This is a genomic window from Campylobacter sp. FU_520 (assembly GCF_025772385.1).
Classification (GTDB): domain Bacteria; phylum Campylobacterota; class Campylobacteria; order Campylobacterales; family Campylobacteraceae; genus Campylobacter_D; species Campylobacter_D lari_C.
Map to the genome: position 1 here is coordinate 14,317 of NZ_JAKMRZ010000004.1, position 17,419 is coordinate 31,735.

Consider the following 17,419-nt stretch of genomic DNA (forward strand, 5'->3'; position numbering starts at 1 on the left):
AAAATCCTTAAAATTAATGCCTATATTGTATCAAATTTTGCATTAGCTAAAACTAAAGCAAAAAGTACTTCGATATTATTTTTTTCTAAAAACTCTTTTGCTTCAAGCAAACTTAAACCCGTAGTTACCACATCATCTACTAAAATTACAGGATATTTTGGACGCTTTAAAAGCTTATAAGATCTTTTATTATCTTTACGAAATTGCAAGCTTTTTCCACTATATTTAAATTCCGAACTAGCTTGTAAGGTGCAATACATAGGTTTTATAAATTGAGTTTTTAAATGTTTAGTTAAAATAGCAGTATGAGAGTAATTTTTATATGTTTTATCATCTAAGGCTATGGCATTAATTTCACAAGAGGGTTGAAAAAAATCTTTAAATTTGGCAAAGCTTAATTTTGCAAGCGCATTTAAAACAAAATATCCTTGAAATTTGTGTTTAAAATAAATTAGATGTTTAATTTGTTCATATTGATAAAAATAATAAACTTTAAAATTTCCCTCAAGTTCTCTTATACCCAAAGAATATTCTAAAAGCTCTTCCTTGCAAGCTGGACAAAAGCTCGCAAAGGAAAATCCATGGCAGTTAAAACACCTCACAAAGAGCTGATGATATCTGCGGATTTATTAGCCACTTGCTTTATAAGAAGCTGAGTGAAGAAAGGTAAATCTTTTATATTATAAAAACCTTTAACTTCTTGTTTAGTTTTAATATTAATAGTTTTATTAGTATTAATATCTTTTAATGTTAGCTGACTAGCAATAATTGAAAATAAAGAATTAGAATCAAATTTAGAATAAAAATCATTAAAACTTAAATCCACTTTTAAAACATAAGGAGAATCTTGTGTATTTTCAACCACCACTATACCTCTATTTTCTAACTCTTCTTTTAAAAACACATAAAAATAGTAGTTAAAATTCTCATTAATATAATAATTATTTCCATTAGAAGAAGAATATTTTAAGTTCTCATTTAAATCATACACTCTATGAATATAAACTTTTTTCAAAGAAACACTTTTATCAAGCGTTCTTTTGTTTGCACAATACTTAAGCCCTACATCACTAATATATACAAGGCCTTTAATTTTTGCTTCATAGGCTTTAGGGCTAGAAGGATTATAACATTGTGCTTGAATTTTTATAACTTCATTAACCTTAGCTACACCTTGATTTTTAGAATTTATGGCACAAGCACTAAAAAATAAAGCTAGAGTCAATATAAATATTTTTTTAAACATGTTCTTTCCTTAGAATCATCTTTATTTATAGATGATTTTTAATTAGCAAAAATTATACCAAAAACAAATAAATTTTACTAAAACTTACTTTTTTTCACACAAGAAAAGTTTTATATAAAAAAATTTATATAAAAATTGACATTTAAAAGAAAATTCATTTAGAATATGTTACAAAACTACAATATTTCAAAGGAGTTATTAAAAATGAGTTCAAATACAAAAACACTCATAGTCATTGCTGATTTGGTGTTATTTATCGCTTTGCTTTATTTCTCCCCTTTTGGCGAAACTAAAGTAAATCAAGGTTTATCATTGTTAGTTTTTATTGCTATTTTATGGCTTAGCGAAGCTTTACATGTTACTATTACAGCTATTTTAGTGCCTGTTTTAGCAGCCATCTTAGGATTATTACCTACTGCTAAAGCTTTAACCGGCTTTGCTGATTCAAATATCTTTTTATTTTTTGGTGGTTTTGCTTTAGCTGCAGCTATGCATCATCAAAAACTAGATAAGCTAATTGCACATAAAATTTTAACCCTAGCAAAAGGACACTTAGGCCTTTCTAGTTTGTATATTTTTATTACCACTGCGTTTTTATCTATGTGGATGAGCAATACTGCAACAGCTGCCATGATGCTTCCGCTTGCTATAGGTATGTTAGCTTCACTTGACCCAGAAAAAGATAGAAACACTTATGTTTTTATCCTTTTAGGTATAGCTTTTAGTGCGAGTATAGGTGGTATAGGCACTATAGTAGGAACTCCACCAAATGCTATCGTTGCTACTCAATTACACATTAGTTTTGCACAATGGTTAAAATATGGTATTCCTATTGTTTTAATCTTTTTACCTGCAATGATTTTGATTTTGTATTTTATGTTTAAACCAAGGTTTAATCTACAAGTTGATTTACACACTGAAAATATAGAACTTACAAGACCTAGAATCATCACTTTAATAATCTTTTTAGTGGTTGCGCTATCTTGGATTTTTAGTGGCAATATAGGTCCTATCATCACAAGTATTTTTGGACATAAAATAGCAAATCTTGATGCAATTATTGCCTTGCTTGCAGCTGTTTTAGTATGTGCATTTAAAGTAATTGATTGGAAAAATGTACAAAAAAATACTGATTGGGGCGTGTTAATGCTCTTTGGTGGAGGTATTACTCTAAGTGTAGTGTTAAAAGATTCAGGTGCTAGCAAGGTTATGGCTGATACCATTATTTCATTTATAGAAAATGGACATTTATTTGTTATAGGCTTAATCATAGCATTTTTTATAGTATTTTTAACAGAATTTACCTCAAATACTGCTTCAGCAGCCTTGCTTGTGCCTTTGTTTATCTCTATAGCAGATACTTTAGGTGTTCCTGCTTTAGGACTTGCTTTAATTATTGCTATTGGCGCTTCTTGTGCTTTCATGCTACCAGTTGCTACACCACCAAATGCTATAGTTTTTGGTACTGGTCATATCAAACAACAAGAAATGGTAAGAGTAGGAATCATACTAAATATATTCTGTTCAATTAGCCTTGCAATAATTGCATATTTCTTCTGGTTATAATCTTTTAGTCCTTTTGGACTAAAAGGTCTTTACATCTTAAAATATATTTTTTTACATTTTCACTTTTATACAAAGCTTCTCTTATACACACACCTGCTAAATTTAAATCTTTTAAGTGGTTTATAGTTTGAGTATTTATGCCACCTATGGCATAAATGGGTATTTTTGAAACTTCTAATAAATCTTTTAAATTTTTTATACCTTTTGGAGCCAAATCAGTCTTACAAGAGCTTTTAAATACATGCCCAAAAAAAACATGACTTACTTTAAGCTTATAAGCTAAATCTAATTCTTCTTTAGAATGGATGGAAGTACCCAAAAGCTCAAATTTTTTATAGCTTTGTAGGTAATTTTGTAAAACAAATAAAGGAGCATGAAAAAATTGATGATTTAATTTTAAACAAACTTCATAATGATAATGCAAAAAGCAAATCTTTTGAGTTTTATTAAAAATTTTTAATACTTCTTTGGCTAATTTAGCGTATTCTAACTCATCTAAATGTTTTTCTCTAAGCACTAAAGCATCAATACTACTTTGACTTAGTTTTTCAATAAAATTTAAAAAATCTCCTTGCGTATTTTGACTATCACTAATAGCAATAATTTTTTTATCCCACATAAATACTATCGCTCATTATAGCTTGCAAATTTGCATTTTTTAGCATAGCTAAAACCTCATCAACACTACGCATATCACTAATTTGAAACTGATCATCGCCTTTTTTATCGCCTTGATGCTCACCCACTCCCACGCTCACACCTGCACTCATTTTAGTAGCTCCAAGTTTAATAACTCCGTCTCTAAATCCTACTCTTTCACGCGTAGAAATCGTAATACTTGCAAAAGGTAAAAACAATCTATAAGCACACAAAACTTGTAAAAGTCTTGTTTCGCTTACATCTTTTGGGTGAATTTTTTTATTATTGATAATAGGTCTTAATCTAGGGATAGATAAAGCTATTTCAGCATGAGGGTATTTTTGCTGTAAAAAATACGCATGTAAAGCCGTGGCAAAAGCATCTTTTCTAAAATCGTCCACGCCAAGTAAAGCTCCAAAAGCAACCCCTCTCATACCCGCTTTTAACGCTCGCTCTTGCGCATGAAAACGATACTCAAATACACTTTTTTCACCTTCAATGTGAATTTTAGAATAAGTTTTTTGATTATAAGTTTCTTGATAAACACTTACATATTCACAACCCTTTTCATGAAGCAGTGCATACTCATCTACATTCATAGGATAAACTTCAATTCCAACAACCTTAAAATACTCTTTTGCTATTTCACAAGCTTTGGCAAGATATTCTACGCTAGCATATTCCCTACCCTCACCTGTTAAGAGTAAAATTTCTTCCAAACCACTTTTTTTAATCTCTTGCATTTCTTTGTGAATTTCAGCCTCATTTAGCTTAGCTCTTTTAATGTTGTTTCCTTTTTGAAACCCACAATAAGTACATTTGCTATTGCAAAAATTAGAAAGATATAAAGGTGTAAAAAGTGAAATGGAATTTCCAAAGTGTCTTTGAGTAACATAGCTTGATTTTTGTGCTAAATCTTCTATAAAATCTTCTGCTGTGCTTGAAAGCAAGGCTTTTAAATCATCTATGTTAAGATAATCTTTAGCTAAAGCTTGTTTTACATCAAAAGCGCTAAATTTACTTTCATTAAAATTTTCAACTTCTTTTAAAACCTTAGTTAAAATTTCACTTTCAATACTTTGCATATGAGGATATTTTTGCATTTTAATCTCTTAAAAAACCACTCAAAGGCGAGCTTGCACTTGGCATGCTTTCATTTGCTATGCCTGCTAAATACGCATTATGTCCTGCATCTATAGCCAAAGCAAAAGCCTTTGCCATTTTTGCTACATCTTTAGCTTGGGCTATGGCAGTATTTGCCATCACTGCGCTTACTCCCATTTGCATGGCTTCGCAAGCTTGTGCGGGATTTCCTATGCCTGCATCTACTATAACAGGTAAGCTAATTTCATTAAGTAAAATTTGTATAAATTCTTTAGTTTTTAAGCCTTTATTGCTTCCTATAGGAGCTCCAAGAGGCATTATAGCAGCAGCTCCTGCATTAGCCATAGCACGCGCTGCATATAAGTCAGGATACATATAAACCAAAGGCGTAAAACCCTCATTTGCTAAAAGTTCCACTGCTTTTATACTTTCATAATTATCCGGTAATAAATATTTACTATCGCTAATTACTTCAACCTTAATCATATCTCCACAGCCAAGCTCTCTTGCAAGTCTTGCTATACGCAATGCCTCATTAGCATTTCTTGCACCTGAAGTATTTGGTAAAAGCTTGATATGCTTTGGGATAAAATCAAGTATATTTTCTATGCCTTTATCATTTACCCTGCGTAAAGCTAAGGTAATAATCTCAACTTTTGCTTCTTCAATGGCTGATTTTATAAGCTCAAAAGAAAATTTTCCAGAACCTAAAATAAACCTAGAATTAAACTCATATTTTCCTATTTTTAATTTTTCCATTACTCGCTCGCTAAAAGTTCTAAAACTAAATTTGCTTGATGTCCTGCACAAATATTTACACGCGGTGCCATAAGTCCATTCCCTACTTTTGCCTCATTTTTTAAATCACCACAAACATAAAAGTTTTTTGCGATTTTTCTTGTTTGTATGCTATTACTATCGCCATATCCTGCTAAGCCAGAAGCACAAATTAATGTTTTTTGAGGATAGTGTTGGTGAAAATTTTGCGCTAAAAGAGCTTTGTATTTTGCACTATCAAAGGCTTCACAAACTATATCATCATTTATAAAAAGTTCGGCTATATTTTCTTTTTCTATTTTTAAAACTTGTGCAAATACTTCTATAAAAGGATTAATTTTAGCGATTTGATCTTTTAAAGCTTCAGCCTTAAATTTACCCAAGTCTTCCACTATATAAGCTTGACGGTTAAGATTGCTTGGTTCCACCACATCAAAATCAATCAAATGAAGCCTACCAACCCCACTTCTTGCTAAATTTATAGCTATATGCGAACCAAGTCCACCAAGCCCACACACTGCTACACTTGCCTTTTTAAGTTTATCATGAAGCTTTGGAGTGTGTCTTGCCCTCATCATCGCATCAAGAGCTTCATATGGGGGTAAAGTATTTTTTTCTATACAAAAAAGCTCATCATTTTCTTTTAGTTTCAAACTTTCTTTTGTTGCAAAACCATTGATTATCCATACATCACTTTCATTTTTACTCACACTTTGAAAAAAATCCAAAGTATTTTTAAAATGCGTGTCTATCACGCTACCATTAAATTTAATTCTCATCAACCACCACCTACAAAAGTAACAATTTCTGCTTTATCATTTTCTTTTAAAATTAAATTTTCAAATTTGTCCCTTGGGATAATTTCTCCGTTTAATTCTAAAGCAATAAACTCTATCTTTAATTGCTTTTCTTTAATATAATCCATAAATCTAAGCTCTTTTAACTCGAGCTTTTGCCCATTGATAATCATTTAAAACCTTTATTTATTTTACTTAAAATACTTACTCGCTTGCATTATTATAATTAAATCTTAAAATAATAGCTTCTTTTATCTCTCCAATATCAATAGCATCTTCTAAATTATAACCAAGTCTCAAAAGTAAAATTTCCAAATCTTTTTTAAATTTTATTTTTGTAGGTTTATTATGATAGGTTTCATTTCTAGCTTTTCTTATTTGACTTAGTTTTGTCTTAAGATGTTCTTTGGTGCCAAAACTTGGTAAGACTTGATTTTTATATATTTTTTTATCTTTAAATATATAAGCAAATTCACTCCAATGATCTATCAATATCTCTTCTAAATCAATCAAACAAAAATCATCAAAAATTTGCCAAGTACTATTATATTCATCTATTTTTTGACATCTCTTTTTAACTTTTTTTAAAAGATTTTTCAAAGCAGGATTAAAAACTTCTTCACCAGATTTAAACCAATCATCATCTAACTTATTATACAAATTTGCTATTTTTACTGCTAAAGTACTTCTTAGAGCATTTTCATAACATTGTAAAAGTAAAAAATTTGCTTGATGATTTTTGCGTCTTTTGGAATAAATTTTCATAATTAACTCAAACAAATCTTCGCATTTTTGATTTTTTTCTAAAATCTTTTGTGCTTCTTTGCAAGCTCCCCACAAATATCCAAAATGCAAAACATTGATCCCTTTTATCATTCTAAATTTAAAATCACATTTTAATTTAAAATTGATAAATAGCTTTTCTATTTTTTCATAGCTACTTACATCAAGCTCAAAAGACATTTTACTTCCTATTAATTCCATTTTAAAAAATTAATGATATAATTTTAGAAGTTTAGAGGGCTAACTTGCCGGTAGCTGCAAGGTACTCTTAAATGAGAGGCTACTCTAAATTCCTATTATATCCATGCTTTTTTTCTAGTTAAAATTCTCTAACAAATCCTTAAAAACTAAATACAATTTTTCAAGCTCTTCTATACTCACTCTTTCATCAATAGCATGAATTCTATCATTACACACACCAAATTCTACTACCTTCACACCAAACTCAGCAAAATATCTTGCATCGCTTGTGCCACCTTTGGTGTTAAGTTCTGGTACTACTTGAGTGATTTTTTGCACACTTTCATTTAATTTTTGTACGATTTTAGAATCACTTTGTGTTAAAAAAGGCTTTGAACTTTGATCCAAACACAACTCATAATCAAGCCCTTCGCAAGTCTTTTCTACATAAGCTTTTACATCTTCTAAGCTAGTTTGCGGAGAATTTCTTACATTAAACATCAATTTTAAATCATTTGGGGTTACATTGCACACTTCCATACCACCGCGTATATCAGTAATAACGATTTTAGATGGTGCAAATACCTCATCACCTGGATCAAGATCAAATCCTGCTAAAAATTTCAAAGCCGAAGCAAAATTATGCACAGGATTAATGCATTTTTGCGGGTATGCTACATGGCCTTGCTTACCTTTGATGAGTAATTTTGCATTGATAGAACCACGACGCCCTATTTTAATACTATCTCCAAATTTTTTATCACAAGTTGGCTCAGCAACCACAGCAAAATCAGGTAGCATATCTTTTTCTTGCATAAATTTAAGCACTTCAAGCGTGCCAAATTTAGCCTCACCTTCTTCATCGCTTGTTAAAATTAATGAAATTCTTCCTTTAAAATTTTCTACTTCCTTAACCGCACACATAAAAGCAGCCACGCCACTTTTCATATCTTGCGCACCTCTTGCATAAATAAACTCATCTTTTTCTAAAGGCTCAAAAGGATCACTGCTCCAACCATCTCCCGCAGGCACTACATCCACATGTCCGCCAAAAGCCAAATGCTCACCATCATCACTAAATTTTTTAGTCAGCAAAAGATTTTTCACACCTTCTTTTTCTATAAAAAAAGCTTCAAAATCACTTAACTCCACTGCGATATAATTTAACGCTCCATCATCATCTGGAGTGATGGATTTAAATTTGCTCAATTCTTTGAAAATTTCAACTACTTGCATGTTTTATCCTATAAAAGCTTTATACAGCATAGAAAGAGCAAAATACTCTAAAATAAATGCTGAAAAAAGATTAATGTAAAATATATGTTTGTTTTTTACAAGGGCTTTAAATTTAGACACAAAAAACGATAAAGTAAAAATCCAAAACACAATAAAACTCACCAAACCAAAAAGCAAGGCAAAAGAGTTCTTACTCTGCATGCTAAGTCCTGCCACACTCACCCAAAAGCCTATCACATAAGGATTTGTAACATTTAAGAAAAATCCCTTGCTAAAACCTTTTAAAGGATGGGTTTTATTTACCTTGTTAAGATCGACTTTTCTTGTTTTTCTTAGCATTAAAAATACCATAAAACTCAAAAAGAAAAAGCCAAAAACAGCTAGTATTTTATAAAAAAATTCATTATTTACAAAGCTTAAAAGCCCAAGATTAATCAAAATCAAAAAAAGTATATCAGCACTTAAAGCACCAAGTCCAACGCAAAAAGCATTTTTAAAAGAAGATAAAGCAGTATTTAAGATCAAAATATTTACAGGTCCAAAAGGCACAGACACACCCATACCTAAAACTATGCCTTGTAAGATTACTTCTAACATTTTTCTTCCAAGAGATTTTCTATATCGATTTTGATTTTATCAATGGCTGTACAAACATCTTCTATATAAACTTTTGTGAAATTACTTTCTAAATATTTATCCTCATCAAGATTGTTTAATATGCTTTGCTTACATACTCTTGCATACTCTCCCACGGGCAAAACCTGCCCGCTTGTACCTATACATACAAATAAATCGCAATTTTGTAATTTTTCATATAAAATTTTATAATTTGGTGCCATTTCTTCAAACATCACGATATTGTGCCTTACACTTTTGCTTTGACATTTAGGACAAATTTTATCATCACTACTTTCATAGCCTATGTTAAAAATATTTTCACACTCTAAACACCTAAGCTCAGGTAAAAAGCCATGCAAATGCACCACTTCTTCACAGCCTGCTCGCTCTAACAAATCATCTACATTTTGCGTTAAAATGCTAATTTGTTTTGGAAATTTTTGTTTTAATAAAGCGATGGTTTCATGTGCGTGATTTGGCTTAACATTAGCTAGTTCTTTTCTTCTTTTATTATAAAATTCCAAAACTTTTTTAGGATTTTTTCTAAAGCCAGTTGCTGAGCAAACTTCCATCACATCATGCTCTTCCCAAAGTCCACCACTAGCTCTAAAAGTTTTTATACCACTTGGAGCGGATAAACCTGCTCCGCTTAAAATCATCACTTGTTTCATTCAATAAACCTCATAAAATTTATAAAGTTTAGCGAAAAATGCTTTAAGAAAATAAATATTTTTGTAAGATTTTTTCTTTTTCTTTTTCCAATCTGTCAAGTTCTATTTTATATTCATTGATTTTTTTCTCAATCTTGTCAGTTATATCTACTATTTGATCTTGAAATTCTAAAGAAGGAAGTTTAATCCTCAATGCTTTTATTCTATCTATTGAAGCTCTAAGTTTTCTTGAAAACCCTTGTTTTTTACCAGCTTCGTTTAAAACAAAACTTATGTATTTAGCATTTATTTTTGCATCATCAACCCTTAACACCCCGCAATGATCAGTTGGATAAAACTTTTTATTTTTTGGCATAAATTCCACCATCCAATCTCCATCTATACCCCATAAAACAGAATCATTATCATAATTTTGTAAAATTTCTTTATTAACAAATCCAAATACTTCTAATACATTTGCACTATAAACAGGAATTTGTCCATTTTCAAGCAGCTCATTATTTAAAACTCTTTTTCCAATACTTAGTTTAAAAATTGGATTTGATAAAGTGTATTCTTTAATTGTTTTATTAAATAATGATAAAGATTTATTATCTAAATTTATTTTACACAAATTATTAATTTTACCTAAAATAGAATTTAGCTCATCCCCCCCCCCATTATCATCTATAATACCACATTTTTGAAGTATTGCTTTGATTAGGTTTTGATACTCATCTATACTCATTCTTATGGTGCTATACTGCTCTTCTACTTTTTCACACTCTGCAACGATTTGTTTTTGAACTTCAAGCGGTGGGAGAGGAATAAAAATTTCTTTTAAAATTTTACTATTTAAACTTTTACCAAAAGCATTATTTCCTCTTATAGAATTTAAATTTAGTATCTTACTTTGAAAAAAATACAACAAATATTTATCAATAATTTGCTCCCTATTCTTTGGAATAAGTCCAGCTATCGCTTCGTTAGTATATAAATCTTTACCGGCAAGTGCAGTTTTACCTATACTCAATTTAAAACTTAATAAAGTTGTTCCTTTGGGTATAAGTTTAACATTAGAATTTTTAATTGCCTCATTTGTAATTTTCTCTTTTGTATCTAAGATTACTTGTCCATTCATCTCTGCAATAGAAACCCAAAGATTATTACCTTGAAAATAACTAGTATTAGCTCTTGACGGGGTTCCGCCTATTAACACCTCACACACCTCCCCCAATTTCACCAACTCATATTTAGAATTTGCAAAAGGATTAGAGCTTTCATTTTGTGTTGAATTACTAGGATTTAAACTTATAGCTTTATTAAATTCCACTTTTTCAAAGTCCATCATATCAACAAGCCTTGCTTTACTAGCATAGCCTTGCAAATCTTTTGGTATATCGCCAAGAGTTTTTAAAAATGCTTTACAAATTAAAGAATTAAGCTTAGTCTCATTTTGCGGATTACCTCTTTCAAAAAGTGGGCTAAAATAAGGCTCGTGCAATTCTTTTAAACCTTCATCGCCTTTTCTATTGCTCCACTCATAGCCTAAAAATTTCTTTTGTTCTTTTATATCACCTGGGGATTTTATGATTAAAACTTCTTGATTAAGACTTAAACAAAAATAAAGCAATTTATCCTTTTCTATTGCTTGAGTATAAGCTAAAAATGTTTTATCTTCTAAATCTTGCTTATTTTTACTCTCTTTATAAATTTTAGATTCTTTAAGTTTTTTATAATCGCTTGTTTGCTCAAATGCATTGCGATAATCTTTAAAGGCTTCTAGCGCTGCAAGTTTAGAATCTAAGCTGCCATTTAAAAAATTTTCATAAAGCTCTTTATCAAATTTTCTAAAGTCACAATACACATTTAGATAATTATGATAAAAGTTTTCATTGTCTTTTAAATTTTCAGCTTCTATACGTTCTTTAATCAAACTATAATCTTGAGAAATAAAATGATTTTCTTGTTTAAAAGTTTCTTTTTTGCGCAAGAATAAAATAATCGTATTTGTTCCTGTTGCACCAAATGTCTGACTTCCAAGTTCCACTATGGCAATAAAATCAAAATTTTGAAGCAATATTTCTCTTGTATTTTTATAAATAGAATCCTTATTTAAAATAGAACTTGGCAAAATAATGGCAGCTTTAGCATTATCTTTTAAAATTTGATTTGCTCGCTCTATAAAAAAGCATTCGATAGCATTATTTGTTTCTATGTTTATATCATCGTTAAAAAGTTTATAGGTATTTTTAGATTTATCACTTAAAGTTTCTAAAAATCCTTTTACAGAATAAGGCGGATTTGCTATAAGTAAATCAAAACTATTTGATTCTATTTGTGGTTTTGCTTTTTCTCCTTCTAAATTATTTGTATTTGCTAGTTCAAAAGAAGCAAGTGCATCAGCGTATAAAATATTGATTTCATTTTGCCCATACATTGCACTTGATACCTTAGAAACCTTACTTAAGCGATATTCTTTTTCAATACCATAAATATTTTTATAATGTTCTTTAAGTTCATCTTCTGTTAGATAACGCTTAAGCTCGTTAGCATAGGTGTTTAAAAAATGTCCAGCACCACAAGCATAATCAATCACCCTTAAAGCTTTAGAGTTTTTGCTTAACATTTCTTGAAGCGGTAAAGAATACATAATAAATTCGCAAATTTGAATAGGAGTGAAAAACTGCCCTTCATCTTGCTTCATACCTTTTTGCAAAAAAAGTTCAAAAAGATTGCCTAAAAATTGATTGGTAGAATTTTGAGTAAGTTTATAATTTGCAAAAAGCTCTACTATTTCTTTTAATACAAGTGCATTTTTTAAGAATAATTCTTTATTATGCACTTCTAAAAATGCAAAATCATTATTTGAATAAAATTTTAATTCTTTAATGTAATTTTGCATTACTTCTTTTAATGTTTTTATCTTTAATTGTTTAAAGTCTTTTTCTATATCTTCATTAGATACAAAGGTAATTTTTTCTCCTAAAAATTCCCTCATAGCTTCTTTATAAAGCCACATTAATCTATCTTGCATATTTGCATAAGTATCCGCCATTACGCCAAAATATCCAAATTTGAGATTGTCTTTATTAAAAGTTTCATCATAAATTTTACAAAGAAAAATATTTACAAGCTTATCAAAGGCGTTTTCCTTGCCTGATATATTATGCTTGCGTAAAATTTTTGCAAATTCATGATATTTACCTTCTTCTTTAAGTTCTTTAAGATTATCAAAAGTTGGAGTTATTTCTAAGATTTTATAAGCATTAACATTTACTTCAAAAATGCCTTGCTCAAAATATTGCAATTCATAACTTTCTTTCCAAGTTTTAAAAAGTTCTATATTGTTATTAGCTTTTTTATAAGAATTTTGCAATTCTTTTTCTTTTAGATATTCTTCGTTGTCAAAAGCTTGTATGATGTAGTTTTTGTATTCTAGTTTATCAATAAAATCACTTGTATAAAGACAAAGGTATTTTACGCCTTTTTCTTGCTGAAGATAAGAAAAAAGTTGCCCTCCATCTTCTTGCATTTTATTCCATTCTTTTGCAAACTCACCATTTTTAAAATCCGTCGTTTTACATTCGATCATCAAATAAGGATTGTCTTCATTATCCTTTACTAAAATATCAGCTTTGCCGCCTTTTGCTTCTCTGCCTAATTTCCATTTTGGTTCTAATTCTAAATGTTCAGCCTTATAACCTTTTTCCAAAAGTCTATGTACGCATTCAAAAACTACAAAATTTTCAGGGCGTAAAAAATTAGAAGTAGTTTTATCATGAGTTTTGATTTCTTTTGGATAATTAATACTTTGATTTTTATAGTCTACTATAAGTGTATAATTATTGATTGTTTTTATATAATTTTCATTTTCATTTTTAAAACCTAAACTTTCTAAAACTTTTTTTAAATTATCTTTTGTAATCATTTACTTCCTTATAATTTAACCACCTTAGCGCCAAAACCACCCTGATTAATCGGAGCATCATTAAAGCTTTTTACACTTTTGTGAGCTTTTAAAAACTCTTTTACCGCAAAAGCTAATTTTCCTGTGCCTATACCATGATAAACTATCACCTCATCAAAACCCACTATCAAAGCATCAGAAATAAATTTATCTAATCTTTCAAGCGCCTCATCACTTCTTAAGCCGTGTAAATCTAAAGTCATATTTAAAGCACTTGGGCGGGTTACATTAACACTTGATTTTACCTTTTGTGTAGGGGTTTGATTGCTTTTTTTAAGAAGCTTTAAAGGCACACGCAAACTTAAACCATCGCTTTGAATCATCGCATCATTTTTTGAAATAGCTGTGATTTTACCTTTGATTTTTTCATATTTTACAAAATCCCCAACTCTAAGTTCTTCATTTTGCTCCATACTTGGCAAAACAATGCTTTTTTTAAGTTCATTGGCTTTGTTTAAACTTCTTTGTTTTTCTTTGATATCTTTTAGATTTATTGTTTTTTTAGCTTCTTCTATGGCTTTGTGATATTTAAACTCTAAATTAGAAACAAGCTTTTTAAATTCTTGATCGTTTTTTTCTTTTTGATCTTTAAGTGAAAGTAAAATTTCATCTACCTTAGCTTCTTTTTTCTCAAGTTCTTCATTTTTCTTGCGTAAAGAAAGTTCAAGATTGATATTTTTACTTACCATTTCTTCTAAATTTTCTTTATCTTCTCCATAAAGCTTTTTAGCATTTTGCACTAAATTTGCACTTATGCCATATCTTAAAGCCGTTTCAAATGCATAAGATTTGCCTATAGTACCTTTTAAAAACTCATATTTTGGGCGTGATAATTCCTCATCATACAAAGCAGCGATGAGTTCAACTTGTGAATTTTTAGCTAAAAGCATAGCAAGGCGTTTATGGTGAGTTGTGATGATGATTTTATTATCTTGTTCTAAAAGCTTAGAAATAAGCTCAGTATATAAACACGCTGCTTCTTCAAAATCTGTCCCAAGCTCTATCTCATCAACCCCTAATAAAACATTTTTCTTACCTAAAAGCTTAGAAAAATGCAACATTCTTCCTGCAAAGGTAGAAATATCGTTTTTTACATTTTGTGGATCTTCTAAAATCGCATCAAATTCTTTGAAATTGCCTATTTGGCTTTTTTGTGCATTAATCTTCATAGGAAGCAAATGCTTTGCAAGTAAAGCTGCACTTAAAATTCCTTTTAAAAGCATAGACTTACCACCTGCATTTACACCCGTGATGATTAAAACTTTTTTATTAAACTCTATATTAACACTTTTTGCATTTTTTAAAGCCGGATGTGCGAAGTTATATAAGCTTAAATTATTAGAACTATCAGCTAAAACAAACTCATAATCATGTTTTTTAGCCATCAAAACTCTAGCGCTATAATGATCAAATAAATCAAAAACATTATTAATAAATTTCAAAAACATCAAATTTTTATAAAAAACCAAGCTGATTTTTTTAGCATATTCATAAAAAATTTCTTCTTTGGCATCTTTGATTTCATCTATTTGACTTTGGATTTTTTCTACACTCAAAGGCACCACATAAAATCCACCACCACTACTTCTACCTATGATTTTTGCTTTTAAGACATGATTAAACCCACCGCGTAAAAGCAAAGCTTCCATGCCATTGATAAGATGAATTTGCGTATCAATTAAATAAGCACTAAGACTTTTAGTATAGGTAAGTTTTTTAAACTCAGCTACCAAGCTTTCTTTTTTCATTTTTAGAGCTAAATTTAGATTAACAAGTCTTTCATCAACACTTTCTTTAATCTCACCCTTTTCATCAAAATACTCAAAAAGCTCTAAGATAGCCTGTGGAATTTCTATTTTCAAAAGCCATTCTTTCAAACTTTCTTCAAATTTTAAACCCTTTAAGTACTCAAAATACATACAGATTTTAATAAATTCAAAACTTTGGCTTAAATGTAAAATTCCTTGCTTGCTAAGATGAGTTAAAGCACTATTTAGCTCATCTATCATAGGCGGGGGATTAAAATCTATCAGCGAAAGCTCATTAATCCTTTTATAATGAAGCTTGCTATCACCTTGTAAAAAAATTTCTTTATCTCTTGCAAAAAGTCCTCTAAAGTCTTCTATATAGCCATCTAAATCTAGCTTTTTAAAAAATTGCCCTTGCATTATTTATCTACCTTGCAATCTTTTATATCAAAAACATAGGCTTTAAATTGTTTATTTTTGCCATTTGAAATAAAACTTTGTGTTCCATGCTCGAAGTTAAAATACTCTTTGGTGACATTAATATCTTTACAAATTAGACTTTGTCCTTGTAAAAACGCATTGAGTGTTTCTTTTTTTAAAACACCACTTCTTGTAGCACTTAACTCAAATTTAATCGCAAAAGCAATCATTAAAATCAACACTAAAATCAAAAGATAATTACTAATCTTGCCTATTTTTTTACGCAAAAAAATGAAAAAAAGCAAAATCGCAAAAAAAGCTAAGATATATAAAAAAATCTTAAACATACTTTCCCCTAAGCTTTATGCTTATATCTCCCGCACCAAAGCCAATTACCAAGCCATTTTCAATCAACTCATCATCAAGATAAATAGCATTTTCTTTTCTTTTAATTTCTTTTATAAATTTAGCTTTTGGAAAGTATTTTTGCATATTAATTTCTATTTTAGCTTCCCCTGCTGCATACACAGGTAAAATATAAAGCTCATCAACATTTGCTAAAACTTCACTAAAATACTCTATATTTGCACTTAAACGCGTATAGCGGTGAGGCTCAAAAATAGCTATGATTTTTTCATATCCAGCTAGCCTTGCATACTCACTTGCTGCTTTAAGTGTTGTTTTGATTTCTGTTGGATGATGCCCATAATCATCAATCAAAGCCATATTTTCATTTGCAAATAAAATATCAAATCTTTTTTTAATGCCTTGATATTTTAAAAGCTTAGTTTTTAGCTCTTCTATATTTATAAATTCACTCGCAGCCAAAATAGCCAAAGCAGCGTCCATTGCCACATGCTCACCCATACCAAAAACGCTAAATTCGCCTAAATCTTTAAGCGTAAAATAGGTTTTTGGCTTGAAATTTTCTACTTTCATATAAATATTTGTGATATCTTTGCTTGGGTAAAGCTTTTTTGCATTATTTAAATTTAAGCTTGACAAAAATTCATCTTCAGCATTAATCACTTGAATTTTAGACAAATGCAAAAAGTCTTCATAAGCTTTGTGTAATCTTGCAAGATTGTTTCCATAATGATCTAAATGCTCTGCTTCAACATTAGTCACTATAGCTAAATAAGGATTTGAGTTTAAAAAAGAACTATCACTCTCATCAGCTTCAAAGATGAGATTTTCACTTTCTTTATAAAGCATATTAGTGCCGCTTTCTTTTAACACTGCACCAATAATCACAGAAGCTTCTATCAAGCTTGCTAAAATGCTTGAAGTTGTACTTTTACCATGAGCTCCCGCAACTGCAAAAACTCTTTTGTCTTTTAAAATCATAGGCAAGGCTTCTTTTCTTGAAAGTGTTGTGATGTTTTGTTTTTTTGCACTAATTAATTCTTCATTGTCTTCTTTGATAGCAGCTGAATACACCACTAAATCCACATCTTTGACATTGTCTTTGTGATGAGGAATTTTTATATCTATACCTTCTTTTTCTAATTCTTTTGTGATTTTACTTTCTTTGATATCAGAACCACTAATCTTAAAGCCTTGTTCTTTTAAAAATCTCGCCAAAGCTGAAATTCCAATACCACCTATACCTATAAAATGAATTTTTTGCATTCTTGCCTCAAATTTTTTGAAAATTTAAGGCAAAATTCTATCATTTATTTACT

The 17,419-nt window shown here is 29.8% G+C and carries 16 protein-coding genes; 1 reads left to right on the forward strand and 15 read right to left on the reverse strand.

The window, feature by feature from the left end:
- Positions 1-20: 20 nt before the first annotated feature.
- Positions 21-602, reverse strand: coding sequence for a ComF family protein (locus L8W55_RS02195; protein WP_263677119.1), 582 nt, complete (start codon positions 600-602; stop codon positions 21-23).
- Positions 599-1,246: an outer membrane lipoprotein MapA gene (mapA, locus tag L8W55_RS02200; RefSeq protein WP_263675524.1), complete on the reverse strand. Its 648-nt coding sequence runs from the start codon at positions 1,244-1,246 to the stop codon at positions 599-601. Before mapA ends, L8W55_RS02195 begins: the two co-directional genes overlap by 4 nt.
- A gap of 204 nt (positions 1,247-1,450) precedes the next feature.
- On the opposite strand from mapA, the gene L8W55_RS02205 reads away from it, so the two are divergent.
- Complete coding sequence (locus tag L8W55_RS02205; RefSeq protein WP_263677120.1) at positions 1,451-2,812, forward strand: DASS family sodium-coupled anion symporter; 1,362 nt, start codon at positions 1,451-1,453, stop codon at positions 2,810-2,812.
- Between the two features lie 4 nt (positions 2,813-2,816).
- On the opposite strand, the gene L8W55_RS02210 is transcribed toward L8W55_RS02205, so the two are convergent.
- The 13 genes from L8W55_RS02210 to murC all read right to left on the reverse strand — a co-directional run bounded on the left by L8W55_RS02210 (position 2,817) and on the right by murC (position 17,366).
- Positions 2,817-3,431, reverse strand: coding sequence for a thiamine phosphate synthase (locus L8W55_RS02210; protein WP_263677121.1), 615 nt, complete (start codon positions 3,429-3,431; stop codon positions 2,817-2,819).
- Positions 3,421-4,554 (reverse strand): 2-iminoacetate synthase ThiH, encoded by a 1,134-nt coding sequence (gene thiH / locus L8W55_RS02215; protein WP_263677122.1) that lies wholly within the window; start codon positions 4,552-4,554, stop codon positions 3,421-3,423. The genes L8W55_RS02210 and thiH overlap by 11 nt, the downstream gene beginning before the upstream one ends.
- A gap of 1 nt (position 4,555) precedes the next feature.
- Entirely contained in the window at positions 4,556-5,314 is a 759-nt protein-coding gene (locus L8W55_RS02220; RefSeq protein WP_263677123.1) for a thiazole synthase, read from the reverse strand.
- Positions 5,314-6,114 (reverse strand): thiamine biosynthesis protein ThiF, encoded by an 801-nt coding sequence (thiF, locus tag L8W55_RS02225; RefSeq protein WP_263677124.1) that lies wholly within the window; start codon positions 6,112-6,114, stop codon positions 5,314-5,316. Before thiF ends, L8W55_RS02220 begins: the two co-directional genes overlap by 1 nt.
- Positions 6,111-6,302 (reverse strand): sulfur carrier protein ThiS, encoded by a 192-nt coding sequence (gene thiS, locus L8W55_RS02230; protein ID WP_039618872.1) that lies wholly within the window; start codon positions 6,300-6,302, stop codon positions 6,111-6,113. Before thiS ends, thiF begins: the two co-directional genes overlap by 4 nt.
- A gap of 31 nt (positions 6,303-6,333) precedes the next feature.
- The gene (locus tag L8W55_RS02235; RefSeq protein WP_052243108.1) at positions 6,334-7,092 is read right to left on the reverse strand and encodes a hypothetical protein; all 759 of its coding nucleotides are present in this window, start codon (positions 7,090-7,092) and stop codon (positions 6,334-6,336) included.
- Positions 7,093-7,227: 135 nt separating this feature from the next.
- Complete coding sequence (dapE, locus tag L8W55_RS02240; RefSeq protein WP_214135197.1) at positions 7,228-8,328, reverse strand: succinyl-diaminopimelate desuccinylase; 1,101 nt, start codon at positions 8,326-8,328, stop codon at positions 7,228-7,230.
- A 3-nt stretch (positions 8,329-8,331) separates the two neighbouring features.
- On the reverse strand, positions 8,332-8,925 hold the full coding sequence (locus tag L8W55_RS02245) for a LysE family translocator (RefSeq protein ID WP_263677125.1): 594 nt from the start codon (positions 8,923-8,925) through the stop codon (positions 8,332-8,334).
- Positions 8,919-9,617 (reverse strand): SIR2 family NAD-dependent protein deacylase, encoded by a 699-nt coding sequence (locus L8W55_RS02250; RefSeq protein WP_263677126.1) that lies wholly within the window; start codon positions 9,615-9,617, stop codon positions 8,919-8,921. Before L8W55_RS02250 ends, L8W55_RS02245 begins: the two co-directional genes overlap by 7 nt.
- A gap of 43 nt (positions 9,618-9,660) precedes the next feature.
- Positions 9,661-13,527 (reverse strand): restriction endonuclease subunit S, encoded by a 3,867-nt coding sequence (locus L8W55_RS02255; RefSeq protein ID WP_263677127.1) that lies wholly within the window; start codon positions 13,525-13,527, stop codon positions 9,661-9,663.
- 8 nt (positions 13,528-13,535) lie between these two features.
- The gene (locus L8W55_RS02260) at positions 13,536-15,734 is read right to left on the reverse strand and encodes an endonuclease MutS2 (protein WP_263677128.1); all 2,199 of its coding nucleotides are present in this window, start codon (positions 15,732-15,734) and stop codon (positions 13,536-13,538) included.
- Positions 15,734-16,081 (reverse strand): hypothetical protein, encoded by a 348-nt coding sequence (locus L8W55_RS02265; RefSeq protein WP_214100544.1) that lies wholly within the window; start codon positions 16,079-16,081, stop codon positions 15,734-15,736. Before L8W55_RS02265 ends, L8W55_RS02260 begins: the two co-directional genes overlap by 1 nt.
- Positions 16,074-17,366, reverse strand: coding sequence for a UDP-N-acetylmuramate--L-alanine ligase (gene murC / locus L8W55_RS02270; RefSeq protein ID WP_263677130.1), 1,293 nt, complete (start codon positions 17,364-17,366; stop codon positions 16,074-16,076). The genes L8W55_RS02265 and murC overlap by 8 nt, the downstream gene beginning before the upstream one ends.
- Positions 17,367-17,419 lie beyond the last annotated feature (53 nt).